The organism is Caulobacter sp. UNC358MFTsu5.1, from assembly GCF_000712075.1.
GTDB lineage: Bacteria > Pseudomonadota > Alphaproteobacteria > Caulobacterales > Caulobacteraceae > Caulobacter.
The window spans coordinates 32,947-56,255 of record NZ_JONW01000011.1 but is presented as its reverse complement, the minus strand read 5'-3'; the positions used below and the strand labels follow the sequence as shown (position 1 = coordinate 56,255).

Annotated in this window: 20 protein-coding genes; 9 read left to right on the top strand and 11 right to left on the bottom strand. The window is 69.4% G+C overall.

From position 1 onward, the window contains the following. Positions 1–252 precede the first annotated feature (252 nt). The 4 genes from BR39_RS0121300 to BR39_RS0121285 all read right to left on the bottom strand — a co-directional run bounded on the left by BR39_RS0121300 (position 253) and on the right by BR39_RS0121285 (position 7,917). A complete protein-coding gene (locus tag BR39_RS0121300; protein ID WP_231499530.1) occupies positions 253–2,685 on the bottom strand; it encodes a TonB-dependent siderophore receptor in 2,433 nt (810 codons plus the stop codon). Between the two features lie 472 nt (positions 2,686–3,157). Next, positions 3,158–5,719, bottom strand: coding sequence for a family 20 glycosylhydrolase (locus BR39_RS0121295; RefSeq protein ID WP_029915975.1), 2,562 nt, complete (start codon positions 5,717–5,719; stop codon positions 3,158–3,160). A gap of 92 nt (positions 5,720–5,811) precedes the next feature. Beyond that, a complete protein-coding gene (locus BR39_RS0121290) occupies positions 5,812–7,488 on the bottom strand; it encodes an alkaline phosphatase family protein (RefSeq protein WP_029915973.1) in 1,677 nt (558 codons plus the stop codon). Positions 7,489–7,554: 66 nt separating this feature from the next. Then, positions 7,555–7,917 carry a VOC family protein gene (locus tag BR39_RS0121285; RefSeq protein ID WP_029915971.1) on the bottom strand — a complete coding sequence of 121 codons (363 nt, stop codon included), beginning with the start codon at positions 7,915–7,917 and terminating at the stop codon, positions 7,555–7,557. A gap of 135 nt (positions 7,918–8,052) precedes the next feature. Here BR39_RS0121285 and BR39_RS0121280 point away from each other — a divergent pair, with 135 nt between their 5' ends. Further along, positions 8,053–8,526: an Lrp/AsnC family transcriptional regulator gene (locus BR39_RS0121280; RefSeq protein WP_029915969.1), complete on the top strand. Its 474-nt coding sequence runs from the start codon at positions 8,053–8,055 to the stop codon at positions 8,524–8,526. Between the two features lie 88 nt (positions 8,527–8,614). Here the strand turns inward: BR39_RS0121280 and BR39_RS27385 are convergent, their stop codons facing one another. Together BR39_RS27385 and BR39_RS0121270 are read right to left on the bottom strand one after the other, a co-directional pair. Next, positions 8,615–10,159 carry a glycine betaine ABC transporter substrate-binding protein gene (locus BR39_RS27385; protein WP_029915967.1) on the bottom strand — a complete coding sequence of 515 codons (1,545 nt, stop codon included), beginning with the start codon at positions 10,157–10,159 and terminating at the stop codon, positions 8,615–8,617. Continuing rightward, on the bottom strand, positions 10,152–10,916 hold the full coding sequence (locus tag BR39_RS0121270) for an ABC transporter ATP-binding protein (protein ID WP_029915965.1): 765 nt from the start codon (positions 10,914–10,916) through the stop codon (positions 10,152–10,154). The genes BR39_RS27385 and BR39_RS0121270 overlap by 8 nt, the downstream gene beginning before the upstream one ends. A gap of 136 nt (positions 10,917–11,052) precedes the next feature. On the opposite strand from BR39_RS0121270, the gene BR39_RS0121265 reads away from it, so the two are divergent. The 3 genes from BR39_RS0121265 (at position 11,053) to BR39_RS0121255 (ending at position 13,756) form a co-directional block, all read left to right on the top strand. Beyond that, positions 11,053–11,319 (top strand): hypothetical protein, encoded by a 267-nt coding sequence (locus BR39_RS0121265; RefSeq protein WP_029915964.1) that lies wholly within the window; start codon positions 11,053–11,055, stop codon positions 11,317–11,319. A 270-nt stretch (positions 11,320–11,589) separates the two neighbouring features. Then, positions 11,590–13,410, top strand: a complete 1,821-nt coding sequence (locus tag BR39_RS0121260; protein WP_051696002.1) for a hypothetical protein — start codon at positions 11,590–11,592, stop codon at positions 13,408–13,410. Positions 13,411–13,471: 61 nt separating this feature from the next. Then, on the top strand, positions 13,472–13,756 hold the full coding sequence (locus BR39_RS0121255; protein WP_029915956.1) for a hypothetical protein: 285 nt from the start codon (positions 13,472–13,474) through the stop codon (positions 13,754–13,756). Positions 13,757–13,798: 42 nt separating this feature from the next. On the opposite strand, the gene fliE is transcribed toward BR39_RS0121255, so the two are convergent. The 3 genes from fliE to flgB all read right to left on the bottom strand — a co-directional run bounded on the left by fliE (position 13,799) and on the right by flgB (position 15,088). Continuing rightward, on the bottom strand, positions 13,799–14,107 hold the full coding sequence (gene fliE / locus BR39_RS0121250) for a flagellar hook-basal body complex protein FliE (protein WP_029915954.1): 309 nt from the start codon (positions 14,105–14,107) through the stop codon (positions 13,799–13,801). 12 nt (positions 14,108–14,119) lie between these two features. Further along, the gene (gene flgC / locus BR39_RS0121245; RefSeq protein ID WP_029915952.1) at positions 14,120–14,539 is read right to left on the bottom strand and encodes a flagellar basal body rod protein FlgC; all 420 of its coding nucleotides are present in this window, start codon (positions 14,537–14,539) and stop codon (positions 14,120–14,122) included. Between the two features lie 99 nt (positions 14,540–14,638). Beyond that, complete coding sequence (gene flgB, locus BR39_RS0121240) at positions 14,639–15,088, bottom strand: flagellar basal body rod protein FlgB (protein ID WP_029915951.1); 450 nt, start codon at positions 15,086–15,088, stop codon at positions 14,639–14,641. Positions 15,089–15,230: 142 nt separating this feature from the next. Between flgB and BR39_RS0121235 the strand changes: the two genes are divergently transcribed. From BR39_RS0121235 to BR39_RS0121225, 3 genes are read left to right on the top strand one after another with little or no spacing between them, the layout of a single operon-like run. After that, positions 15,231–15,572 (top strand): flagellar biosynthetic protein FliO, encoded by a 342-nt coding sequence (locus BR39_RS0121235; RefSeq protein WP_029915949.1) that lies wholly within the window; start codon positions 15,231–15,233, stop codon positions 15,570–15,572. After that, entirely contained in the window at positions 15,572–16,372 is an 801-nt protein-coding gene (gene fliP / locus BR39_RS0121230) for a flagellar type III secretion system pore protein FliP (protein WP_029915948.1), read from the top strand. Before BR39_RS0121235 ends, fliP begins: the two co-directional genes overlap by 1 nt. A 32-nt stretch (positions 16,373–16,404) precedes the next feature. Continuing rightward, positions 16,405–17,316: a ribokinase gene (locus BR39_RS0121225; RefSeq protein ID WP_029915945.1), complete on the top strand. Its 912-nt coding sequence runs from the start codon at positions 16,405–16,407 to the stop codon at positions 17,314–17,316. A 4-nt stretch (positions 17,317–17,320) separates the two neighbouring features. Here the strand turns inward: BR39_RS0121225 and BR39_RS0121220 are convergent, their stop codons facing one another. Both BR39_RS0121220 and BR39_RS0121215 read right to left on the bottom strand, forming a co-directional pair. Further along, positions 17,321–18,427: an endonuclease/exonuclease/phosphatase family protein gene (locus tag BR39_RS0121220; protein WP_051696001.1), complete on the bottom strand. Its 1,107-nt coding sequence runs from the start codon at positions 18,425–18,427 to the stop codon at positions 17,321–17,323. Positions 18,428–18,634: 207 nt separating this feature from the next. Continuing rightward, on the bottom strand, positions 18,635–19,408 hold the full coding sequence (locus BR39_RS0121215) for a LuxR family transcriptional regulator (RefSeq protein ID WP_029915942.1): 774 nt from the start codon (positions 19,406–19,408) through the stop codon (positions 18,635–18,637). A gap of 93 nt (positions 19,409–19,501) precedes the next feature. Here BR39_RS0121215 and BR39_RS0121210 point away from each other — a divergent pair, with 93 nt between their 5' ends. Next, complete coding sequence (locus tag BR39_RS0121210; protein ID WP_029915940.1) at positions 19,502–20,704, top strand: acyl-CoA dehydrogenase family protein; 1,203 nt, start codon at positions 19,502–19,504, stop codon at positions 20,702–20,704. Between the two features lie 120 nt (positions 20,705–20,824). Then, a complete protein-coding gene (locus BR39_RS0121205; RefSeq protein WP_029915938.1) occupies positions 20,825–23,260 on the top strand; it encodes a TonB-dependent receptor in 2,436 nt (811 codons plus the stop codon). Positions 23,261–23,309 lie beyond the last annotated feature (49 nt).

Genomic DNA, 23,309 nt, shown 5'->3' with positions numbered 1-23,309 from the left:
GCCTTGGGTATGTCAGACGACGTTGTTTCAACAACAATGCGAAAAACTCGATCTTCTTATGAGAAAGCCCCCGGCGCCCCGCCCTTGGGCGCCTAAAGCCAGGCTTGTGCGGAGAGCGGGCGGCCTGAAATTTCACGCCCGGGAACGCGATTTGACCGATCGGCCGGCGCGCGCCGGAAGGTTTGCCGAAAACGCAGAAAAGCCGGGCGCGAGGCCCGGCTTTTCCTTGGTTTTTCAACCGATAAGGCGCGGTCAGAAGCTGTAGGTGACCTTGCCGTAGTAGTAGCCGCCGTTGATGCCGAAGGGCGAGAACGAGGGATACTGGGTGACGTAGCCGTTGCTGTTGTTCTTCAGGTAGTGCTCGCGCAGCAGCCCGTTGATCCGGTTGGGGTAGTAGTTGAGCAGGTTGTTGGCACCGATCGACACCTTCACGCTGTCCAGGACCTGGTAGCTGAGGTCCAGGTCGGTGATCATCGCCGGCTTGATCTTGGTCTTCATCAGCGCCGACGAACCGCTGTCGGTGCTCAGGCCCGAGGTCTCGCCGTAGAAGGTCTCCTTCAGGTTCATCGCGAACTTGCCCAGGCTCCAGTAGCCGCCGGCGATGACCTTGTACTTGGGCGAGGTGTCTTCCAGGTTGGCGATCGCGATGGCGTCGAACAGGGTCAGCGTCGGGTCCAGGCCCGGCGGGTTCGGCGCGATCTTGGTCACCTCGGTCTTGTTGTAGCTGGCGCTCAGCGACCAATCGACCCGGCCCCAGTCGCCGAAGTCGCTGTAGTAGGTGCCGACGAAGTCGATCCCCTTGGTCTTGGTGTCCAGGCCGTTGACGAACATGTTGGCGCCGACGCTGTAGGTGGCGTTGGTGCGGATCGTCGGGTCGACATTGACGCCGTTGGCCGCCAGGGCCGCGATGACCGCCGGCGAGACGATGCCGTTGGTCACCTTGTTGCCGTTCACGGTGATCACGTTCTCGCCGTACAGCGTGCCCGAGCTGACGATGCGGTTCTTGATTTTGATCTGGTAGGCGTCCAGCGTCATGGTCAGCTTGGGCGCCAGGTGGGTGACCAGGCCGACGCTGATGTTCTCGGACTTCTCGGGCTTGAGGCCGTTGATGCCCAGCAGGGCCGCGCCGGGCGAGTTTGGCGGCAGCTGGCCGCTGATCGAGCTGGGCGAGACGTTGATGCCCGAATAGTAAGACTCCGCCAGGGTCGGGGCGCGGAAGCCGGTGCTGACCGTGCCGCGCACGGCGACGGCCGGCGAGAAGTCGTAGCGGCCCGTCAGCTTGGCGACGGTGGTGTCGCCGAAGTCGCTGAAGTCCTCGTAGCGGACCGCGGCGTCCAGCTTCAGCGGCTCGATCGGGCTGACGGCCAGGTCGACATAGACCGCCTTGTTGTTGCGCTTGTGCTTGCCGGCGTTGACCGGGGCGAAGCCGAAGTACGACTGCGAGCCGCCGCCGTAATAGGTGGCCACCTCGCCGGCCGTGATCTCGTAGCTTTCCTTGCGGTATTCGGCGCCGGCCGCGAAGGTCAGGGGGCCGGCCAGGCCGACGTCGAACTCGTGGCTGACGTCGAGGGTGTTGCTCCACTGGGTGTTGATGAAGCCGCCCGCGTGGATGTCGGTCGGCGTGTAGCCCTTGGCCGTCGTCGTGGAGGTGTCGGCGTAGAGCGAGGCGTTGGCCGTATCCAGCACGTTGACGGAGTCGTCGTCCTTGCCCCAGGTCGAGCTCAGGTCCCAGTTCCAGGCGTTGGTCACGCCGCTGATCCCGCCGGTGATCGCGTAGTCGGTCTCGGTGATCGACTCCTTGGGATCGAAGCCCAGCGGGAACGGGATGTCGGTCGCCATCTTGCCCTTCACGACGTTGGGCAGGCGGTAGTTCTCGTGCGCGGCGCTCCATTTCCGCGCGATGGTGCCGAAGCTGTAGACCTCGATGTCCGGGGTGACCTGGACGCCGCCGTTATAGGCCAGCACGGTCTGGCGGTACTGGGCGTCGCCCGAGATGCGGTTCACGTACGGCCAGTTCGGCGCGTTGATGACCTGCGGATAGCTCTTGGCCGGGCTGTTGGTGGCGCCGGTGTTGTAGGGCGTGTCCACCACGCGCGGGTCGTAGGCCCCGCGGAAGCTGTAGCCGTGGTACTTGGTCTCGCCGGTCAGATTCAGGTACGAGTTCTCGGTCGGCGCCAGGCCGACGTTGATGGCCAGGTCGCCGGTCGTGCCGCCGCCGTCCATGTAGCCGCCGCCGTTGATGATCACCTCACCGCCGGACGTGGCCTTCTTCTGGATGATGTTGATGACGCCGGCGATGGCGTCGGTGCCGTACTGGGCGGCCGCGCCTTCCAGCAGCACTTCGACGTGCTCGACCGAGGCCAGCGGGATGAAGTTCAGGTCCGCGGCGGCGCCGCCCTGATAGGCCCCGCCCAGCACGGCCAGGTTGGCGGTGCCGTGACGGCGCTTGCCGTTCAGCAGGACCAGGGTGTGGTTGGGGCTGACGCCGCGCAGCTTGGCCGACAGGGTCAGGGCGGCGGTGTCACCGCCGAAGGCCTGGGCGTTGAACGACGGCACGTTCTGGGCCAGGGCCTGGATCATGTCCGGCTGGCCGGTCTTCTTGAGCACGTCGCTGCCCAGGACGGTGATCGGCGCGGGGCTGTCGACGGCCTTCATGCCGGTGGTGCGCGTGCCGGTGACGATCACGGCCTCGAGTTCGGCGACGTCGGGAGAAGGTTCCGGAGTGTCGGCTGCATAAGCATTTGCAGCAATGGCGAAAGCGATTCCGACGGTCGAAACTCCCGCGAACAGGATGTTACGCGAACGACTATTCATGTATACCCCCTCGTGCGCCGTCTAGGCGCGATTGTTTTTCTCCTCTCTGACGTTTCCCGATGGTCGTGTTCTTGTCATTGAACGCGAATACAGACGCAACTCACGGCGATGCCGCGATTGAAACAGTTCGTCGAAGCTGAAATTTCTGCAAGCGCCGCGACCGTCACGGGACCGTAACGGGGGCCTTCAGGCCCTCCGGCGCCCCTTTGCACGGCGCCCGCCATGCTTTTTGTGCAGTGCGATGATCAGGATTCCGGCGCCGGGGCGACCTTCGCGTCCCACCGCCGGGGCGGCCGATTTCCACGGACTTTTCCGTAGGCGCACGAGAGGACCCACGGCCCGGTCAGGGGACGAACAGACTCCGCCCCGCATGCTTTCCGTCGGCCGAACGGGCCCGGACCTCGACTCGCCCGGCGACCGGCGCGTCCGGCGCATAGGGCCGCCAGGCGCCGCCCTCGACCCGGTATTCGATCGGTAGGCCGGGGAACTCGACATTGGCCCGCAGCCTGCCGTCCTCGACCACCGCCCCGACCGTGGGGATCCGGTAGGCCACGCCGGCCGCGTCCAGCCGCGCCAGTTCGCGCCCGCCCAGCAGGTTGGCGAAGGCGGCCCAGTCGGCGTCGCGCCGGGCCCGCATCGCGTCGGTGAAGGCGCCGGTCGTGGGATCGTAGCCCTTGCCCGGGACGTAGGGCGTCTCCCAGTTGGCGCCGTGCCAGGCCCGCTCGGCCAGGGCCAGCAGGCGCGGGTACAGCATGTAGTCGACCTGGGCGTCCGAACGGATCGTCTCGCTCCACAGCTGGCCCTGCAGGCCGTTGAAGCGCACGCCGGGCTCCAGCGGGTGGTCGTCCTTCGAGGCCTGGGGCCTGCCGCGCAGGTCGGCCCACAGCTCGGCGTGGGCCGGCAGGTTCTCGGGCATGAAGTCGAACACCTTGCGGGTGTCGGTGGCGCGCGAGGGCCAGTCGTAGCCGCGCTCCTTGGGGTCGGCGGCCTGGGGGCTGTCGAAGTACATCACCTCGGGCGTCGAGATCACCACCTCCCAGCCCTGGTTGGCCTGGACGTGGGCGCTGGCGGGCCCCTCCCCGGCCAGGGCGCCCCAGTTATTGGAGTGGACCTTGGCCGGCATGCGGTCGGGCTTGGCGTGGCCCATGCCGTCGCTCCAGCCGGCCGGCGTCACGCCCTTCTGCGCCAGCAGGGCCGAGACCTTCTCGATGAAGTGGCCGCCCAGGTCGGCTGGCTTGATCCCGGTCTTGGCCTCGTAGGCCGCGCAGGCCGGCGAGGCGCTCCAGGCGCCGGGCGTCTCGTCCGCGCCGATGTGGTAGCGGGTCAGCGGCTGGCCGGCGGCCGCGTGCAGGGCGGCCATCTCGTCCACCACCTTGCCCAGGAAGGCGTAGGCGCTGTCGAGGCACACGTTGATGGTGTTGTCGTCGTAGTGCTGGATGCTGCTGTAGACGCTCTTGTTCTCAGCCTCGCTCAGCAGATAGCGGCCGGCCTCGGCCTCCGGCGCCCCTTCGGCGCGCAGGCGAGCGGCGCGGGCCTCCATCGCCTTGATCGCCGCCCGCGAATGGCCCGGCATGTCGAAGGACGGGATCACCTGGATATGCCGCGCCTGAGCCGCGCGGACGATCTCGATGTAGTCGGCGCGCGTGTAGTAGCCGTTGACTGGCGTCGACGGGTCCGGCCCCGCGCCCAGCTGCGGCAGCAGGCAGGTCCGCTCGCCGGGATCGTGGCAGCGGCGCGAACCGATGTCGGTCAGCTCCGGCAGCCCCGCGATCTCGACCCGCCAGCCTTCGTCGTCGGCCAGATGCAGGTGCAGGCGGTTCAGCTTGTAGGCCGCCATCTGGTCGAGGATCGCCAGGATCTCGGCCTTGGAGTGGAAGTTGCGGGCCACGTCGACATGCAGGCCCCGGAAGTCGAAGCGCGGGGCGTCGTCGACCGTCAGCAGCGGAACCGTTCGCCGGGCGTCCACCAACTGGGCCAGCGAGGCCAGGCCGTTGGCCGCGCCCTCGGGGTCGGAGGCGACGATCTCGATCCCGCTCGTCTTGATCGCCAGCCGATAGCCGCCCAGGGCCAGCTTCTCGTCGGGAACCAGCCGGACCCGCAGCGGGACGCCCCGGGCGCCCTCGCCCGCCCCGGCCTTTGCCAGACGGCCGAGCGCCGCCTCGAGCTCGGCGCGCGGCAGGCCGCCGACCGAGACCTTCACGCCGCGCGACAGGTCCAGCGATCCGCCCTTCGGGTCCGGCCTGGTCCTCAGCGGCGTGGGCAGGACCGCCGTGGCCGGAACGGGCTGGACGCTGGTCCCGGCGGCCGCGTTGACCGCATAGACCCGGGCCGCCGTGGCCCAGACCGTGGCGTCGGCAGCCGAACCGCCGGCCAGCCGGGCCTCGTCGGTGAAGGGGGCCACGAACGGCAGGCTTTCCAGGCCGGTCTCGGGATCGACCACGGGCCGGGTGCTGGCGACGGTCCGCGCCGCCAGCCCGTCGCCGGCCACATAGTAGTTGGGCATCGGGTACAGCTCGGACAGCTGATGGCCCGCCAGCTTCAGGGGGATGCGGACCGGCCGCCCCGGCGCGAAGCCGGCGAAGGCCGCCGTGGGGGTCAGGCGATAGAGGTCGCCGTTGATGTGGCTCAGGGCGAAACCGTCGTTGTCGGCCTGCAGGATCGGGGTGACGCTGCTGAAGTAGATCGACCAGCCGGCGGCGGGAGCCTTGGGCGCCGTCAGGTTCAGCTCGGCCAGATGGCACGACGGCGACGGCGCGCACACGGCGGGGGCCGGACGGTTGTCCAGCACCTGGTAGCGCACCTGCAGCTCGGCCGCGAAGCGGTCCAGCTGATCCTGGGTGGGCTGGGCGTGGGCTGCGGTCGTCACGAGCGTCAGGGCGGTGAGCGCGAACAGGCGTCGTGACATGGAGGCTCCCCGGGGTTTTGGCGTACCGTAACCCTCTCCCGGCGGTCGAGGCTAGGACGGGGACATGCACATGTGCATGTCCCCAGCCGCACTCAGCAGCCCGGTCCCGCCCCCAGCGGCAGGCAGCGCCCGTCCACGTCGGCGGGGACCGGCACGCCCGTCACCGCCGCGATCGTCGGGGCGATGTCGACCGTCTCGATCGGCAGCACCCGCTCGCGGGCCGGGCCGCCCTTCCACCAGAACAGGATCGGCACCCGGCGGTCGTAGTTCCACGGGCTGCCGTGGCTGGCCACGTAGGTCGCGCCCGCCGAGGCCGGGGTCTGGTACGGCTGGAAGGCCACCAGGATGTCGCCCACCCGGCCGGGGTAGGCGCTGCGGCGCATGCGCTCGGCGACGCTGATCTCGTCCGGCGGCGTGCCCTTGGGCGGCGGGGCCATCGTGAACAGGGTGTTGGAGTCGTAGGCGGCGTAGACCTCGGGCCGCTTGGCCAGGACCGCCAGGGCCGCCGTCGTGATCCGGGCGTGGTCGCCGACCGTCGGCGTCTTGCCGTCGGGGCCGACCACGTAGAGCGACTCGATCCCGCCGGCCTGGACCAGCGGATCGTAGGCCAGGGCCAGCTGACCGCGCAGCGTCGCGTTCAGGTCCTTCAGCCACTGGGCGGGCGGCACCCGGCCGGCGTCGTAGCCCTGCTGGGCCAGGCGCTCGGGGAAGTCCGAACCGCCGTGGTCGGCGGCCAGCACGACCAGGACCTGGCCCTTGACCTTGTCGAGGCTGTCGAGGAACACGCCCAGCCGGTCGTCCAGCCGCAGCAGGTGGTCGCACATCTCCGGCCCCTTGGTGCCGAAGCGGTGGCCGATGAAGTCGGTGGCCGACAGGCTGATCGTCAGGACGTCGGTCGCCTCGCCGTCGCCCAGCTTGAACTCGTCGCGCAGGGCCTGGGCCGCGTCGAGCGTGACCCGGTCGGTGTAGGGACTGACCGACAGGTCGTCGGTCGCCGTCGCCTCGTCCTTGGGCGCCGGGCGCGGCAGGGCCGCGCGCCACGACCGGCCGCCGGTGACGTAATCGTCCTCCAGCGCCGCGCAGCGCTTGTCGCCATAGGTCCAGGTGAACGGATGCTTCTTCTGGTCGGCTGTCAGCTTGGCGTTGAACGCCGCCACCGGGGCCAGCTTGGCCTTGGCGTCCTCGCCCGGCGAGACCCAGGTGGTCATGCCGAAGCGGGTCTCCAGCCAGAACACCCCGTCGGCCTTGTGACCGGCCATGTTGATCGCGCCGCGGTCCTTGCCCGACACGGCGTAGACCCGGCTCTTGGGCGACACCGCCTTCAGCCAGTCGCCATAGGCGTCGGCCATCAGCAACTTGGGGCTGGCCAGACGGCCGCCGCCCGACGGGTCGTTGGCCAGGACGACCGACGGATCGGCCAGGCAGTAGGTCTTCTTGCCGGTCGCCAGGTCGTAGAAGTCGTTGGCGACGATGCCGGTCTTGTTTGGATACTTGCCCGTCAGCAGGGTGGAGTGGCCGGGGCAGGTCTCGGTCATGCCGTGCGACTGGAAGCCGCTGGGATAGACCGTCCCCTGCCGCGCCATCCGGCCCAGGCCGCCGTGGAAGTCGGCGCGATACTGCTCGAACAGGCTGGCGCTGAACTGGTCGATCGAGATCACCACCACCAGCTTGGGCTTGGGCGTCTCGACCGGCGCGGCGTGCGCCAGGGGAGCGGCGAGGACGGCGGCGCTGAAGGCCGCGGCGGCGACGGTTTTGGGCAAGCTGAACATGGGCGATCAACAAGCACTGTCACAAAACCGTCGCAAGCCGGAACTGAGCGAACGCTGGGTTTTGCGTCACACCGGCGCGTGGCTGACGAACTCCACCAGCCGGCCGTCCGGATCGTGGGCGAAGCCGGCGTAGTAGTGGGGATGGATCTGCGGCAGCACGGCCGGGACCCGCTCCTGGACGCCGCCGTGCTGGCCGGCCAGGCCCCAGGCGCGGTCGACCGCCGCCCGGTCGGCGGCGACGAAGGCGTAGTGCACGTCGACCGACGGCTCGCCCTCGCAGATCCAGAAGTCGAGCCGGCCGCCGTTCGAGCCGAAGCCCTTCTTGGGACCGTCCACCACCAGGCGATAGCCGGTGGGTTCCAGGACCTGGCGGTAGAAGGCCACGCAGTCGTCCAGGCGGCGGGTGCGGATTTCGAGGTGATCGAGCAAGGGAGCGACCTTTCAGGGGAGCGAAACGACGCCGTGACGTGTAGCCGCGCCGGTCTGTCGTTTGGCGGCGAAGACCGGTCGCAGAACGCGGAAATTCGGCGTTCGCGCGCCTGGATTTGGCGTAGGCTGGCTCCCATGAAACTCGACCGCTTCGACCGCCAGCTGCTCAACCTCGTCCAGGAGGACGCGGGCCGCACCTCCGAGGACCTGGCCCAGCGGGTGGCCCTGTCGCCCTCGGCCGTGCAGCGTCGCCTGCGCAAGCTGAAGGAGGCCGGCGTCATCGTCCGCCAGACCGCCGTGCTGGAGCCGCGCAAGGTGGGACGGCCGACCTTCTTCATCGTCTCGCTGGAGGTCGAGCGCGACCGGCCCGAGCTGCTGACCCAGCTGCGCACCTGGCTGGCGGGCCAGGAGCACGTGCAGCAGGCCTTCTACGTGACCGGCGAGGCCGACTTCATCCTGGTGGTCACCGCCCCCGACACCGAGACGTATGACGCGCTGATGGCGAGGCTGACCATCGAGAACCCCAACGTGCGCAAGTTCACGACCAACGTTGCGCTGGGGGTGGTCAAGCGCGGACTGACGATCCCGGTTTCGCTGGACGAGGACTAGGCCGGGGGCGACACAGGGGACACACACTCGCCCCACCGCTGTGGCCGTCCTGGCGAGACCGTGGGGCGAGTGTATGTCCCCACCTTCGTCACCGAAGCCCCGTCTCCAGCGCCCGCGCCGCCTCGCTCGGCGAAACCTTCCCCGCATCGCGATCCACCGAGAAGTTCGCGCGCTGCATCGCCTCCACCGTGATCGCGCCGTCCAGCCCGGCCAGGGCCTCGCGCAGCCGGCGGTCCTGCGCCCGTCCCGGCGCGATCAGCAGCACCGCGTCGTACGGCGGCAGCGCGCCCTTGGGGTCGCCCAGCACCACCAGGTCGTCGGCGGCGATACGGCCGTCGCTGGAGAAGGCCGAGATCACGTCGGCCTCGCCCGAGCCCAGGGCGCGGTACATGAAGGTCGGCTGGAACTGCCGCTTGGCCTTGAACCTCAGGCCGTAGGTCGTCTCGACGCTGGTCCATTCGGGCCGCGAGAAGAACTCCAGGTCGCCGCCCATGGTCAGCTGCGGGGCCTTGGCGGCCAGGTCGGACAGGGTCCTGATCCCCAGCGCCTGGGCGCGGTCGCGGCGCATGGCCAGGGCGTAGGCGTTCTCGAAGCCCAGCGGGGCCAGCAGCACCACGCCGTCGCGGCGCTTCAGCTCGGCCCGCAGGCCGTCCAGCACGGCGGCCCGGCCGGGGTTGTCCTTGCGGCCCAGGACGTTGGCCCACAACGTGCCGGAATAGTCGACATAGGCGTCGATCTCACCGGCCGCGAGGGCGCGGTAGGCCACCGCCGAGCCCAGATTGATCTTGCGGTCGACCTGGGCGCCCTTCGCCTCCAGCCGGTCGGCCATCAGCTCGGCCAGGATGTACTGCTCGGAGAAGTTCTTGGCCCCGATCACGTAGCGGGCCGGTCGCGGCGCCAGGTCGGCGGCCAGGGGCGCGACAGCGACGGCCAGGCCGACCGCCAGGCCCAGCAGGCCCGCGCCCCACAGCCGGCGGTCGCGCCGCTCGGCCCCGCGCTCGACCAGGCCCAGCAGCTGGTCCACCACCAGGGCCAGGGCCGCCGAGGCGACGCAGCCGGTCAGGACCATCGCCCAGTTCTCGGTCTGCAGCCCCGAGAAGATGTAGTCGCCCAGCGAGGTCTGGCCGACGGGCGTGGAGAGGGTCGCCGCCCCGATGGTCCACACCGCCGCCGTGCGCACGCCGGCCATGATCACCGGCGCGGCCAGGGGCAGCTCCACCCGCCACAGCCGCTGGCCGTCGGTCATGCCCACGCCCCGCGCCGCCTCGACCACCGCCGGGTCCACGCCCGTCAGGCCGGTCACCGTGTTCCGCAGGATCGGCAGCATCGAATAGAGGGTCAGGGCCAGCAGCGACGGCAGGAAGCCCAGGGCCGAGAAGCCGTGGCCGAACGCGCCCTTGGCCAGGTTCGAGAGCAGCAGCAGCAACGGATAGAACAGGGCCAGCAGGGCCAGGCTGGGAATGGTCTGGACCAGTCCGGCCAGGGCCAGGGACGGCCAGCGCAGGCGCGGGCTGCGGGCGGCCAGCACGCCCATCGGCAGGGCGATCAGCAGCCCCAGTCCCAGGGCCGCCGCCGACAGCACGACGTGCCAGGCCAGGCGGCCCGGCAACAGGGAGAGGAGCCCGCTACTCACCGGCGATCTCCCGCATCCGGGCGGCCTGGCGGCGCGGGGCCTGCATCAGGGCCTCGACGGCCGGGTCCGGGTGACCGGCCAGCAGCGCCCGGGGCGTGTCGTCGGCGATGATCCGGCCCTGGCTCATCACCACGATCCGGTCGGCCAGCAGCACGGCCTCGGCGATGTCGTGGGTGACCATCACCGTGGTCAGGGAAAGCTGGTCGTGCAGGCGGCGGACGTCGTCGGCCAGGGCGATGCGGGTCACCGAGTCCAGCGCCCCGAACGGTTCGTCCATCAGCAGGATCGCGGGCCGCGCCGCCAGGGCCCGGGCCACGCCCACCCGCTGGCGCTGGCCGCCGGACAGGGCGGCGGGACGTCGAGCGGCGACCTCGCGCGGCAAGGCGACCAGGTCGAGCAGCTCGGCGGTCCGCGCGCCGATCGCAGCGGCGTCCCAGCCCAGCAGGGTCGGGACGATCCCAATGTTCTCGGCCACGGTCAGGTGCGGGAACAGGCCCACCTCCTGGAAGACGTAGCCGATGCGCCGCCGCAGGGTCGGGCCGTCGAGGTCGGCGGCGGCCGCCCCGTCGATCAGCACCCGGCCGCCGTCGGGCGCGACCAGGCCGTTGATCGTCTTGAGCAGGGTGGTCTTGCCCGCCCCCGACCCGCCGACCAGGGCCACGAACTGGCCCCTGGCGATGGACAGGGAGGCGGGCTGGAGGACGGTCTGGCCGTCATAGGCCTTGCGCACCTGGTCCAGGACGATCGCGTCGGTCATGGGGCTCCGAGAGGGACGTGCTGTCGCAGGGACGTCCTGTCACAGTCAGTCAGAACGCGCGGCATGGGAAGCCTAATGCTTCAGCTGATTCCCGGCGCGCGCGACGCGACGGGGAGCGGCTCCCAGGAGACCCATCATGACCCTCGCCGTCGACGGCCGCCCGTTCCAGGCCTCGCCGTTCGAAGCCCGTGTCCTGCCCGCCCGCAAGCGGGCCCGCGCCGCCCTGGCCCGCCTGCGCTGGGCCGTCGCGGCCATGGTCCTGCTGAACGCGATCGTCTGGGGCGGCATGATCGCCACGGCGCGGGGCGTTATTGACGTGCACCGGCTGGTGGACGAGGCCCAGGCCGTGGCCGCGACCTGGATCGCCGCCCTGCCCCAGGTGAACATCACCATCACCCGCTGAGGCGGGAACCTCACTCGAACCAGTCGTCCAGCGTCGCCCGGGATCCTTCCACGGGGCGGAAACCTGCTGCCCGATCGTCCTCTCCGCATGGACGATCGACGCCGCGGCTTTGGCGAGCCGTAAAAACCCATGACGCGAACAAGGCTTTTTCGCGCGCTCTAGTTGCGCTGCGCCAAAACTCGCCCTAAGACTCCCTCATAGGTCGATATCAATGCACTTGCGTCTTATGGAAGAAATTCCGGGAAGACGAGCTGACCAGGAGCGCCGTCGATGATCCGCCTCTCCTCCCCCAAGACCGCCCCCAAGTCCTTGCTCCGCCTGGCGGCGGTCGCGGCGGGCGCCGTTCTGGCCGGCGGCCTGCTGATGGCCTGCTCGGCCAAGGCGCCGACCGGGGCGGCCAAGGCCGAGCTGGCGACCACGCCGATCAGCATCAGCTCCACGCCGCCCGGCGAGCTCAACCCCAACGGCGGCGGGGCGGCCAAGGCCACCCTCGACCAAGCCGCCGCCTTCGCCTGGCAGGAATTCATCGCCCTGAACTGGCCGGCCAAGATCCAGACCGGCGCGGTCGGCGACCGCGACACGCCCGCCGCCGACTGCCTGTTCGGCGACCCGAACTGCGCCGCCCGTCCGCTGACCTGGCAGACCTTCCGCGGCAAGGCCGAGATCTTCACGGCCGGGGCCACCCAGCCCTACGATCAGATCCCGACCTACGCCGACGTCTACAACTCGCCGATCGCGCCCTGCAACGGCGGCCAGCCGCCCGCCCAGGCGGCCTGGGTCAATCTGGACGAGACCACCGAGATCACCCTGGCGGCCATGTACGCCGGGGTCGGGGTGGCCACGCCCACCCCCGACAACAGCGCCCCGCAGCTGATCCGCTTCATGGCCAAGGCCAACCGGGCCGAGTTCGACTACGTCCAGAAGATCGGGGCGGTGAACGGTCCCTCGCGCGCCCTGCGCACGGCGACGATCAACTACTTCAAGACCCAGGGCGACCCGCCTCCCGGCGGGACCAGCTATGTCAGCCTTCCCAACAACACCATCGAGATCAAGGCCGGCTGGCGGATGCTGAACCCCGCCAAGGAAGACGCGACCCGGTTCCACACCACCAAGGTCCGCTACTACGAGGGCACGGGCGACGCGCTCTGCTACAACGAGGCGACCTGGGGCCTGGTGTCGCTGCACATCATCCAGAAGACCCCCTCGGCGCCCTATTTCATCTACGCGACCTTCGAACAGGCCGACAACATCCTGACCACCGCCGGCAAGCCGGTCGAGGACGCCGACGGCGCCGTCGCCGGCCTGCCGCCCTGCCGGTCGGACCAGAGCGCGCCCTGCCCGACGATCCCGGCCCTGACCTTCAACGACACCGGCACCGTCGCGCCCAGCCAGGTGCCGCCGAACGTCACCCTGAACCCGGCAAACGCCGCCTACTGCACGACCAGCACGTCGCAGCTGCCGCAGAACCAGGCCTACTACCTGAACACCTCGACCCTCACGGCCCTGCCGGTCGGCGGCTTCGTCTGCATCAACTACCGGGCCAACCCGATCCCGCCGGTGATCGTCAACGCCAACAAGACCGCCCACGCGGCGATCGCCGCCTACAACACCGCCAACAAGATCAAGAGCTCGCCGTGGGCCTTCTACAAGCTGGTCAACGTGCAATACACGCCGATCGACAAGACCCAGCCCGGCTTCTACACGGGTAACGATCCGAACACCGACAAGAACCCGGCCAGTTATTACCTGGCCAACATCATGGTCGAGACCAACCGCCCGCTGCAGATCTTCAGCGGCGGCCTGGTCGGCGCCGTGGGCGGGGTCGGCGGCACGGGCGCCAATTCGGACTACGCCTCGCAGTTCGACGAGCCCGGCGGCGGCACCCACAAGAACACCTATTTCCAAACCGTCGGCCACGACATGGGCGGGTGCATGGGCTGCCACGGCAGCCAGGGCCAGAGCCTGGGCGGCGACTTCAGCGTGATCCTGGCGCGCGGCATCGTGGGCACGCCGGAATCCGTGCCGGGCATCTCAAGCTCCGGCGCGCAGGTGGTTCCCAACAAGAACCGCGCACTCGTCTACCGGCGATAGGGCCGACACCCTTCCGCCGAACCATTCTCTCCAGCCATTTCCTTCGAAGGGGAAAGCCATCATGGCCAACGTTCGTGAACTGCTCGCCGCCGGCCTGACCTGCCCGACCAGCGTCAGCTTCGCCACCGATATCGCGCCGCTGTTCAACAGCACCGACATCAGCCACATGAAGAACGTCACCGGCGGCAAGCTGGACCTCAGCAACTATGACAGCGTGGTGATGTGGTCGAGCGCCATCTACGGCAAGGTGCAGTCGGGCGACATGCCGCCCTTCCCCGCGCCCGCCTGGACGGAGGAACAGGTCAACCTGTTCGGCTGCTGGATCCAGCTGGGCTGCAAGCCCTAGGGACGCTTTGGGGGCCTCGTCCTAGCCGAGGCCCGTCGGCCCCTAGATCGGCATCCGCATGATTTCCTGGTAGGCTGAGATCACCTGGTCGCGCACGGCCATCACCGTGTCCAGGCTGGCCTCGGCCGAGGAAATGGCGGTGACCACGTCGATGAGCTCGGCCTTGCCGGCCGCCTGCTGGGCCATCTTGGTTTCGGCCGCGCGGGTCTGGTGCAGGGTGTCGGTCATGGCCGACTTCAGCATCTGGCCGAAGTCCATGGCCTTCTTCGGGGCCTCGGCCCCGCCGATCGACGGCATGGCCATGGAGCCCTGGGCGGCGTAGGCCTTGGCGGCCGCGAGCGCGGTGATCATCGCCTAGGTCCCTTACTTGCGCAGGATGTCGAGCGTGCGCGCTTCCATGGCGCGCGACGTCTCGATGACGTTCATGTTGGCTTCGTAGGCGCGCTGCGCCTCTTTCATGTCCAGCGCCTCGACCAGGGTGTCGACGTTGGGCAGCTTGACGTAGCCCTTGGCGTCGGCGGCCGGGTTGCCGGGATCGTACTCGGTCTTGAAGTCGCTGCGGTCGGGATCGACCGAGGTCATGGCCACGCCCTCGCCGCCGGCCACCTGGGCCGGCTTGAACACCGGCACCTGGCGGCGATAGGGATCGCCGCCGGCCGTGCGGGCCGTCGAATTGGCGTTGGCGATATTCTCGGCGATCACCCGCATGCGGCCCTGCTGGGCCTTCAGGGCGCTGGCGGCGATGGCCATGGTCGCCATCGACTGGGAGCGGATCTCGGTCATCTAGGCGTTCCCCCTTGGAGATTTTTGCAAAAAATCTCCAAACTAAAAGTTGGCGTGTGGCGGACGCCGAAACCGGCGGCCACTTTCGGCTGCCACACGCTAGCTGCCCGGACGGCGCGTGGCCGTCTTCAGCATGGCCATGGACTTCTGGTAGAAACCGACGGCCGCGTCGTAGTTCATGCGCGCGTCGGTCATCTTGAGCATCTGGTCCTCGAGCGTCACCGAATTGCCGTCGAGGGTGGTCTCGCTGTCGGCCTGCTCGGGCGAGCGCCACGGGCTGTACGGCTTGGACGGCGCCATGTGGGCGGCGCTGGTGGCGACCATCTGAACGCCGCTGGTGGCCTGCGACGACACCGGCCCGCCGCGATAGGGCTGGCCGGTCGCCTGCTGGTCCAGCGACGCCTTGAAGCTGTAGGCCTTCAGGTCGCGCGGCTGGTAGTCCGGCGTGTCGGCGTTGGCGACGTTCTGCGCAATGACCTTCTGCCGCTGGGACAGATAGCCCATGCGGCTCTTCAGCATCGCGAACAGGGGAATGTCATCGGGACCCATGCGAGTCATGGTGAAGAAACAGGGTTAATCACGCATTAAGGACCGTGCTGCACACCAAGGGTGCGGCCCCGGGTCGCGCCCTGCGCTATTCTCCTTCGCGACTCATCCGTACTCGTTCAGCCCCTCCTCATTCCCAGGCGTCATGGACATCTTCGAACTGATCCGCGCCGTCGCCGCCCTGGCCATCACCCTGGGCCTGGTGGGGCTGGCCGGCGTGGCGCTGCGCAAGTGGGGACCCGACGCGCTGTCGCGCATGACCGCCCTGCGCAAGGACCGCCGGATGCAGGTGGTCGAGACCCTGGTCCTGGACCCCACCCGCCGCCTGGTGCTGTTCACCCTGGACGGCGAGGAGCGCCTGCTGATGCTGGGCGAGGGCCAACTGCTGAACTGGGTCCCGAAGAAGCCCCGCAAGGCCCCCGCCCCGTCCCGGACGGATTCCGGCAAGCCCGCTTCCAACAAGTCCTCCGCGGAGACCGTGGTCTGATGCGCCGCCTGCTCAAGCTGATCACCGGCGCCGACCCCAAGGACCTTCGCCAGGCCGCGATCATCTCGGTGCTGGCCGGGCTGATCACCGTGATCGGCCCCGCCGTGGCCATGGCCCAGTCGGCGATCAATGTCGACCTGGGCACGGGAGCGGGCCTGTCCGAGCGCGTGGTGCAGATGGTCGGCCTGCTGACCGTGCTGTCGCTGGCACCGTCGATCGTGATCATGACCACCTCGTTCGTGCGGATCGTGGTGGTGCTGGGCCTGCTGCGCACCGCCATCGGCGTCCAGCAGAGCCCGCCCAACCCGGTGCTGATCAGCCTGGCCCTGTTCCTGACCGCCATCGTCATGGGTCCGACCTTCGAGCAGTCCTACGACGCGGGGATCAAGCCGCTGCTGGACAAGCAGATGGAGATGCCCGAGGCCTTCGACGCCGCCGCCCAGCCGGTGAAGGTGTTCATGCTGCGCCAGGTCGACCAGGACGACCTGGCCCTGTTCATCCGCCTGTCCAAGATCGAGCGCCCCAAGACCGCCGTCGAAACCCCGCTGAAGGTGGTGACGCCGGCCTTCATGATCTCGGAGCTGAAGCGCGCCTTCGAGATCGGCTTCCTGCTGTTCATCCCGTTCCTGGTCATCGACCTGGTGGTCGCCAGCGTGCTGATGAGCATGGGCATGATGATGCTGCCCCCCGCGACGGTGAGTCTGCCGTTCAAGCTGATCTTCTTCGTGCTAGTGGACGGCTGGCGCCTGGTCGCCGGCAGCCTGGTCGAGAGCTTCCAGCGCGGGGCCGGCGGCGGCTAGGGCGCTTTCGAGGAATCTAGAGAAGAAGAACTATGGGCGTTTTCGTACTGGGGTCGATCAATCTGGACGCCGTGGCGCGGGTCGACGACCTGCCCCGGCCGGGCGAGACGGTGGCCGGCATCTCGCTGGAACTGTTCCCCGGCGGCAAGGGCGCCAACCAGGCCGTCGCCGCCGCCCGCATGGGCGCGGCCACCCGCCTGATGGGCGCGGTCGGCAAGGAGGACAGCGGCCCCAGCCTGAAGGCCAAGCTGGCCGGCTACGGCGTGCAGGTCTCCGACGTCAGCGAGCTGCCCTCGATCCCGACCGGACAGGCCCACGTCTGGGTCGGGTCCAGCGGCGAGAACATGATCGTCGTCACCAGCGGCGCCAACGCCACCCTGACGCCCCAGCACGTGGCCGCCACGCCGCTGGAGGGCCAGCGCGTGCTGCTCTGCCAGTTGGAGACCCCCGCCCCGGCCATCGAGGCCCTGTTCCGGGCCGGCGTCGCCAAGGGCGCCCTGCGCATCCTGAACGCCGCCCCCGCCCTGCCCCAGGGCGCGGCGCTGTTCCCCCTGACCGACATCCTGATCCTCAACCAGACCGAACTGGCCACCTACGCCCGCCTGGACCACGAGCCCACGCGCCTGGAAGAGGTCAGCCGCGTGGCCCGCAAGCTGATGAGCCGCCCGGACCAGACGGTGATCGTCACCCTCGGCTCGGCCGGCGTGGCCACCGTCCGCCGCGACGAAGCCTTCCTGATCGAGGGCCGCAAGGTCAAGGCCGTGGACACCACCGGGGCCGGCGACTGCTTCTGCGGCGCCCTGGCCGCCAGCCTGGCCGCCGGCATGGACCTGCGCGAGGCGGTCGAACACGCCAACGCCGCCGCCGCCCTCTCGGTCCAGAAGGCCGGCGCCGCGCCCTCGATGCCCAGCCGTCGGGAAGTCGAGCAGTTCCTGGCGGGCTAGGCGCCTACCGCCGCCAAGTCACCTTGACGCCAAGGCCGCTGCGCAGCTGGGGCCGCACCTCGACGGGCGGCCGCGGCGACGCGGCGGCCGTGACCGCCGAATCCCAGCTGAGCCGGTAGCGCACCAGATAGCCGTCGTGATCCGACAGCCGCCGCCCCGTCCCGGAAGCGCCGAACAGCGTCTCGATCCGGATCGGCCGCACGGTCACTGGCCCGGCGCCGGCGAAAGCCTGCAGGTCCTGGGAGCGCAGCCAGGGTCGGGCGGCCGGGTCCCCCAAGGCCTGGCCCTCGCAGGGGTCGGCGACGCGGTTGCAGAATTCGCTGACCACCTGATACGGCCGCTCGGCGGACCGATAGTCGTAGCGGTCCGGGGCGTCGAGCACATTGAAATCGCCGCCGACCAGCAACGGCCGATCGGCGTCGCGATGGGCGTCGATGAAGGCCATCAGCTCTTCGGTCTGCAGGTTGTGGGCCCGCAGCGACCGGGCGATCGGCACCTTGGCGGCGCGACGCGAATTGAGGTGGGTGTTGACGATATCGATCGCGCCGGGCGCGCCCGGAAGCGCCAGGCGCGCCAGCATCACCCCCTTGTTGGCCAGGCAGTCGAAGCCGGCGCAGTAGCGGTAGGGCGTGTCTTCGACCTCCGTGATCGGCGCGTCGCTCAGCACGTGCAGGCCGGCGCCGGTGAACTTGCCCCAGCCCTCGCCGAACGACGGATACCGCACCGTGGCGTAGCGCCGTCCATCCGCCGGCCCCGCTCCCGAAGCCCGCTGGAAGCGGCTGGGTCCGCGCGCCCAGTAGCGGTAGCCGCTGGCCTCGACCAGGTCGCCGATCTCGCCGCGAAAGCCTTCCTGGATCAGCACCACGTCGGGCTGGCGGCCGTCGCGCCGCATCGTCGCCAGCTCGACCCCGATGGCCTTCAGGGCCTTGGCGCGACCCTTGGCCAGGGGCCAGGGCAGGCCCCGGACATTGTAGGTGAGCACGCTGATCTCTGCGCTGTGGGGGGCGGGCGGGACGACCGCGCCACCGCCCGTCGAGGCGCCGAGATCGATCGCGTCGGGGGCCAGGACCGCCACGGCGGGAACCAGGGCCAGAGTCGCCAAAATCATCATTCGCCGCTCCCAGACATGCGGGCCGCTTTGAATGACGAACCAGACCTTTGTCGTCGTTCAAGACGGCGCGTAGTTCAGACGCAGCCGGATGTTTACTGAGCTCTATTGCCGGCGAGGCCTGTTTCCGCTGAATCGGCGACGGCGAGGTGAAGCGGATGCGAAGGTTTTATTTTCGTGGTCGAGCGCCGACGACGGATAGCCGTCCTTCTAGCGCTCCGCGCCCCGGCCCTGGCTGGAGCCCATCGCGCCGATGTAGCCCAGCCCGGTCGCCCGGTGCACGGCCTGGGCGCGGCCGGCCACGCGCAGCTTCAGGGCCGCGTTCTGGACGTGGAAGCGGACGGTCGGGCCCGAGATGCCGATGATCTGGGCGATGTCGGCGTCGGTCTTGCCGGCCGCCGCCCATTTCAGGCACTGGATCTCGCGCTTGGTCAGGCGCACCGGCGGGACGTCGTCGTCCTGGCCGTCGCGATAGGCCGAGACCAGGCGCAGGGCCGCGCCGTGCAGCTGGTCCGAGCGCGCCGCGTAGAGCGCCGGCAGGTCGGCCACCGGCTGGGACGAGGCCCAGACCACCGCCCCGATCACCCCGCCGGTCAGGTGGGCCGGGGCGATGATCGCCGCCTCGACGCCGAAGGTCTTGGCCGCCTCGCCGACCTCGATCGCCTCCAGCCGGACCAGCGGCCGCCAGCTGGAAAAGCGCCCCTGATGGAAGAAGAACGGCTCGGCCGTGCAGCGCGCGGCCAGGATGAACGGCGCCCGCAGGGCGAAGGACCGATCGCGCCAATAGTGCAGCGAGGCGTCCAGCCACTCGAACACGCTCTCTGCCAGCGGCCGACCGTCCTCGCCGACCATCGGTTCGGGATTTGAGATGTCGGCGCTGACGGCCACGTAGGGCAGCCCCATGTCGCGGCCCAGGTCGCGCACGCGCTCGGCCAGGGCCGTCACGCGCGCCAGGCGCTGGATGTCCTGACCGGCGGTCGTCATCGACGTGCTTTCCCTATCGGTTCCGATAGCTTGCGCGCGGCCCTCCCCTCTCCGCAAGTTTCCCCGACGACGTCGGAAGAGGAGCCGGGACGGGTGGATTTGGAGTTGTCGAGCGCCGACCGGGCCTTTCGCGACGCGGTGCGCGCCTTCCTGGACGCCGAGCTGACGCCGGAGCTGCGCCAGGTGGGGCGGCGCATGACCAGCGTGTTCTGCGACAAGGACCACAGCCTGGCCTGGCAGCGCATCCTGCACGCCCGAGGCTGGGCGGCGCCCACCTGGCCGGTCGAATACGGCGGTCCCGGCTGGACCGACATCCAGCGCCACGTCTTCTTCGCCGAATGCGCCCGGGTCGGCGCGCCGCATCTGGCGCCGATGGGGCTACGGATGGTCGCCCCGGCCATCATGCGGTTCGGCACGCCCGAGCAGAAGGCCCGCTACCTGCCGCGCATCCTCTCGGGCGAGGACTATTGGTGCCAGGGCTATTCCGAGCCCGGCGCGGGGTCGGACCTGGCCGGGCTGCGGATGCGGGCGATCCCTGACGGCGAGGACTACGTGCTGGACGGCTCGAAGATCTGGACCACCCACGCCCACTGGGCCACGCACATGTTCTGCCTGGTGCGCACCTCGACCGAGGGCAAGCCCCAGGCCGGCATCACCTTCCTGCTGATCGAGATGGACCGGCCCGGGATCCGGGTCGATCCGATCGTCACCCTGGCCGGCGAGCACGAGGTCAACCAGGTGTTCTTCGACGCCGTCCGCACGCCGAAGGCCGACCGGCTGGGCGAGGAGAACCAGGGCTGGACGGTGGCCAAGCACCTGCTGGAGTTCGAGCGCGGCGGCGGCTACGCGGCCGGCCTCCAGGCAGGGCTTGAACGTCTGCGCTCCCAGGCGGGCGACGAGGCCGGCGACGAGACCGGGAGGCTGCTGGACGACCCGCACCATCGCCGCCGGCTGGCCGAGGCCGAGATCGCGGCCCTGGCCATCGACATGACCGAGCGACGGGTGCTGAGCGCCCTGACCGGCGGCGGCAATCCCGGCCCGGCCTCGTCGATCCTCAAGGCCCAAGGCTCCGAAGCCCTTCAGCGGTTGGACGAGCTGGCGGTGGACGCCCTGGCGACCTACGCCGCGCCGCATCAACCCCAGGCGCGCCTGGCCGGCTCCAACGCCCCGCCGGTGGGGCCCGAGCATGGCCTGACCATCATGGCCCGCTACCTGAACAACCGCGCCGCCTCGATCTACGGCGGCTCCAACGAGATCCAGCGCGACATCATCGCCAAGCTCGTCCTGGGCCTTTGATCAGGCCCGCGAAGGGGGCCGCCCCTATCAATTCCGATAGCTTGTTCCCCCCGGCCGCGACCCGCACGCTCCCATCAGAGCCGGCGTCCGATGCAGGCGCGGCCAGAGGGAGGAATTCGGATGCCAGGTAAATCGCGCCTGTTGCTGACGCTGGGGACGTCGGCCATCGCGCTGCTCGCGGCCATGCCCGCCATCGCGCAAACCCAGGCGCAGTCCAAGAAGGACGACATTCCCACGATCGAGACCCTGGTGGTCACGGCCCAGCGCCGCGAGGAGACCGCCAACAGCGTGGGCATGCCGATCCAGGCGTTCAGCGGCGACACCCTGCAGCAGTTGCGGGTCACCGATCCCAAGGACCTGTCGACCATCGCGCCCAGCTTCACGGTCAGCCAGAGCTACCAGGGCGTGCCGACCTACACCCTGCGGGGCATCGGCTTCAACACGATCAACCTGTCGGCCACCTCGACGGTCGGCACCTATACCGACGAGGTCGCCTACGCCTATCCGTTCATGAACACCGGCCCGATGTTCGACCTGGAGCGGGTCGAGGTGCTGAAGGGCCCGCAGGGTACGCTGTACGGCCGCAACACCACCGCCGGCCTGATCGACTTCGTCACCAACAAGCCCACCGAGATGTTCGAAGCCTCGGTCACGGGCGAGGTCGGCAACTACAAGACCCACAACTTCGAGGGCTATGTCAGCGGCGCCCTGGCGCCCGGCCTGCAGGCCCGCTTCGCCTTCCGCACCGAGGACAGCGACGAAGGCTGGCAGAAGAGCAATACGCGCGACGAGCGCCTGGGCGAGGTCCATCGCGACGGCTGGCGGCTGTCGCTGGCGGCCCAGCCGACCGACAAGGTCGACATCGACTTCTCCTACGCCGGCTGGCGCAACAAGTCCGACACCCTGGCCGCCCAGGCGATCGGCTTCACCCCCGCCACCGCCGCCAGCCCGTTCAACGCCCCGGGCGTGGTCGCCTACGTGGCCTCGCACCAGCCGACCAAGGCCGACCAGGCCGACTGGGCCCCGCTGTCGACCCGCGGGATGGACGTCGGCACGGGCCTGGGCATCGCCGGCCCCGCCCGCGAGGACGACGACTTCGACGCCCTCAAGCTGCGCGTGGGCTGGGAGCTGAGCGACAGGGTCCGGCTGGTCTCGCTGACCAGCTACAACGACCTGTCCCGCAACGCGATCTTCGACTGGAGCGGCGCGCCCTACGAGATTCTGGTCCAAAAGGCCAAGGGCGACATCAAGTCCGCCGCCGAGGAGCTGCACCTCGAGGGGGCCACCGACAAGGGCTCGTGGCTGGTCGGGGCCTATGTGGCCCACGACGACATCCTCGACAGCAACCGCACCCTGCTGGGCCAGAACGCCAATGTCGGGACGATCCGCTTCTTCGGCTCGACCCTGCTGGCCACGCCGTTCAACAGCGGCGGCTACACCGCCCTGCAGATGAGCCAGGCGTTCCGCACCTACGAGGACGTCGGCAACATCGAGACCGACACCTGGAGCGTCTTCGGCAACCTCGACCACAAGCTGACCGAAAGCCTGAAACTGACCCTGGGCCTGCGCTACAGCCAGGACAAGCAGGACTATTACGGCTGCTCGCGCGACTTCAACGGCAACATGCTGCCCAACGTCAACGTCGTGAACCGGGCGCTGTTCTTCACCGCCTACGGCCCGGTCGCGCCGATCAGCCAGGGCCAGTGCAACACCTTCGATCCGGTCAAGAAGAGCTTCGGCCTGGTGACCTCCAAGCTGGACGAGGACAACCTCGCCTGGCGCGTGGCCCTGGACTGGCAGGCCACCGAGGACGTGCTGCTGTTCGGCTCGGTCTCGCGCGGGGCCAAGGCCGGCGCCACCCCGATCAACGCCGCCAACATCTCGACCCAGAACGCCCCGGCGCGGCAGGAAATGCTGACCGCCTACGAGGTGGGCGTGAAGGCCGGCCTGTTCCAGCGCCGGGTCCAGGCTAATGTCAGCGCCTTCTATTACGACTACACCGACAAGCAGCTGTCGGTGTACTTCGCCGACCCGATCTACACCGCCCTCGCCCGCCTGGCCAACGTGCCCGAGGCCGAGGCCCACGGCCTGGACGGCGACATCACCTGGCGCGCTTCGCGGTCCCTCACCTTTATCGCCTCGGCGACTTGGCTGCACACCGAAGTCCAGGGCTACACCGGCATCAACTCCGCCGGTCAGTCCCAGAACTTCGATGGGCGGCCCTTTCTATACAGCCCGAAATTCCAGGGCGGCCTGACGGCCATGTTCGACCATGAGGTCGGCGACGGCCTGCGGCTGAAGGCGGCGCTGAACGGGCGCTGGCAGGGCAAGTCCAGCGCCGACCTGGAGGGCAATCCGCTGTTCGCGATCGACGGCTACGGCTTGGTCAACGGCAGCGTCGGCCTGGCCTCGGACAAGGGCTGGGAGCTGCAGGTCTGGGGCCGCAACCTGACCGACGAGTACTATTGGAGCGCGGTCAGCAGCAACGCCAACACCGTGGTCCGCTTCCCCGGCAAGCCGTCGACCTACGGCGCGACCCTGACCTGGAACTTCTAGGCGGCCAGCACCCCGACAGAGCAAGGCCCGCTCGCGCCGACGGCGCGGG